This is a genomic window from Streptomyces anatolicus (assembly GCF_019400875.1).
Taxonomy (GTDB): Bacteria; Actinomycetota; Actinomycetes; order Streptomycetales; family Streptomycetaceae; genus Streptomyces; species Streptomyces anatolicus.
This window is the reverse complement of sequence record NZ_WMBF01000669.1, coordinates 1-2,786: the sequence shown is the minus strand read 5'-3', so window position 1 is coordinate 2,786 and position 2,786 is coordinate 1. Positions and strand designations below refer to the sequence as shown.

The following is a 2,786-nucleotide window of genomic DNA, read 5'->3' as shown; positions in this document are numbered from 1 at the left end:
CGACCTGCCCACCTACCCCTTCCAACACCAGCACTACTGGCTGCTCGCCACGACCACCGCCACCGACCCCCACACCCTCGGCCTGCGCGCCACCGACCACGGCCTGCTCGGTGCCGCCGTCACCCTCGCGGACGGCGACGGCGACCTCTTCACCGGCAGCCTGTCGCTGGGCAGCCACCCCTGGCTGGCCGACCACGCCGTCCACGACACGCCCCTCGTGCCCGGCACCGCGTTCGTCGACCTCGCCCTCCACATCGGCCACACCATCGACACCCCGTACCTGGAAGACCTGGCCCTCGAAGCGCCCCTGACTCTCCCGGCCGTCGGCGGATGCCACCTCCAAGTGCACGTCGCGGCAGCCGACGGCGACGGCCGCCGAGCCCTCACCGTGCACTCCCGGCCCGACGACGCCACACCCGACCGGCCCTGGACCCGCCACGCCACAGGCACCCTCGGCCCGCAGCCGTCCGCCACGCCGGACACGGCGGAGTGGGCGGAGCCCACGGCCTGGCCGCCGACCGGTGCCACCCCGCTGCCCGCCGATACCCTGTATGACGTCATCGCCGGGCTCGGTTACCAGTACGGGCCCGCCTTCCAGGGCGTGACCGCCGCCTGGCGTCAGGGCGACACCCTCTACGCCGAGGTGAGCCTCCCCGCCGACGACAACTCCGAGGGCGCCACCGACGCCGACCACTACGGCATCCACCCCGCTCTCCTCGACGCCGCGCTCCACCCCACTGTCTTCGCCCGCTCCGAACAGCGCTCGGACGAAGTGCCCCTGCTCTTCGCCTGGTCGAACGTGCGGCTGCACGCCGTGGGGGCCCGGACGCTGCGCGTGCGGATCACCTTCTCCGAGACGGGAACACTGGGCGTCAGGCTCGCCGACCCCGCCGGGCGGCCGGTCGCCGATGTGGAGTCGATCGCCATGCGGCCGATCACCGCCGAGCAGCTGGCGAAGGCCGTCGCGCAGGGCGGCGACGACCACCTGTTCCGCCTGGAGTGGACCCCCATGCCCGGCACGAGGGGCCTCAAGGCAGACCGGGTGGCGTTCCTGGGCGCCGACGTTCCCGACGCCCTGGTCACGTCGTTCCCCGATGGTGTCGCGGTCGAGAGCCACCCGGAGCTGGCGACCCTGCTGGCAGCCGACGCCCCGCTCCCGGACCTGGTCATCGCCACCGGCCTGCTGGGGAGTTCCGGCCCGGCCGAGAACGTCCCCGGCGCCGCGCGCGAGGCCGTCCAGTACGCCTTGGACATGGTCCAGGCGTGGCTGGCCGAAGAGCGTCTGGCCGACAGCCGGCTGGTGTTCCTCACCAGGCGAGCCGTCGCCGTCCACACCGGGACCGAGTCACCCGACCCCGCGGACGCCGCTGCCTGGGGTCTGATCCGTACGGCCCAGACCGAGCACCCGGGCCGCTTCACCGTGATCGACATCGCGGACGAGACCATCGTCCCCACCGCGTCGTTCCTCGCGGCGCTGGGAGGCGGCGAGCCGCAGGTGGCCCTCCGCGACGACGACCGGCAACAGCTGTACGTTCCCCGGCTCGTGCGGGAGACCTCGCGCGATGACAACGCCGCGCCCGAACCGGCCATGGGCGGCACGGTCCTGATCACCGGTGGTACGGGCACCCTCGGCTCACTGTTCGCCCGCCGCTACGCCACGGCCGGGCAGGCCGGCCACCTGCTGCTGACCAGCCGACGAGGCCCCGACGCGCCGGGCGCGCCCGAACTCGCCGCTGAGTTGCGGCAGTTGGGCGTGAAGGTCACCGTCGCCGCTTGCGACACCGCCGACTGTGACGCACTCGCCGCGCTGCTCGCGCAGATCCCCGCCGAACACCCCCTCACCGTCGTGGTCCACAGCGCCGGCGTCCTCGACGACGGCATCGTCACCTCCCTGACGGCAGAGCGCGTGGACAGCGTCTTCCGGCCCAAGGTCGACGCCGCCTGGCACCTGCACGAACTCACCCGCGAACTGGACCTCGCGGAGTTCGTCCTCTTCTCCTCCATGGCAGGCGTTCTGGGCACACCGGGGCAGGGCAACTACGCGGCGGCGAACGTCTTCCTCGACGCGCTGGCCCAGCGCCGTCACGCCGACGGCCTGCCCGCCACCTCGCTGGCCTGGGGCTTCTGGGAACAGCGCAGCGACATGACCGGTCACCTCGACGACGCCGACCTGACCCGCGCGGCCCGCCTCGGGATCAAGGCCCTCACGGCCGAGGAGGGGCTGGCGCTGTTCGAGGCCGCACGTGCCACGCGCGGCGCCTGCCAGATCCCCGCCAAGATCGTTCCCGCGCTGCTCCGCCCGCACCTGGAGACGGGCACCGTACCCGCTGTCCTCCAAGGCCTCGTACGTATCCCCGTCCGCAGGGCCACCGCCGCTACGGCGACCGACGCCGCCGGACTCCGCGACCGCCTGGCCCGTCTCTCCCCCGAGGAGGCCGAGGACACCCTCTCGACCCTCGTCCGCGCCGAGGCGGCCCTCGTCCTCGGCCATGCCACGCCCGACACCATCAGCCTCACCCAGGCGTTCAAGGACCTCGGTTTCGACTCGCTGACCGCGGTCGAGTTCCGCAACCGGCTCAACGCCGCGACGGGCCTGCGCCTCCCCGCCGGCCTCGTCTTCGACCACCCGACCCCGCGCCGCCTGGTCGCCCACCTCCACGCCGCCCTCGCCCCGGCCGCCCGGAAGTTCGCACGGAAGGTGAGCGTCACATGAGCGGCACCTCTTCCCAGAAACCCCCGCGTCCGTCTTCCCAGAACCCCCAGCGCCCGTATGGCCCGTCTGGCCC

The 2,786-nt window shown here is 73.3% G+C and carries 1 protein-coding gene; it reads left to right on the top strand.

Annotation, left to right across the window (positions count from 1 at the left end; translation table 11 throughout):
- Window positions 1–2,713, top strand: a 2,713-nt coding sequence (locus GKQ77_RS31160) for a type I polyketide synthase (RefSeq protein WP_219692470.1), incomplete at its 5' end; no start/stop codon positions are given.
- Window positions 2,714–2,786 lie beyond the last annotated feature (73 nt).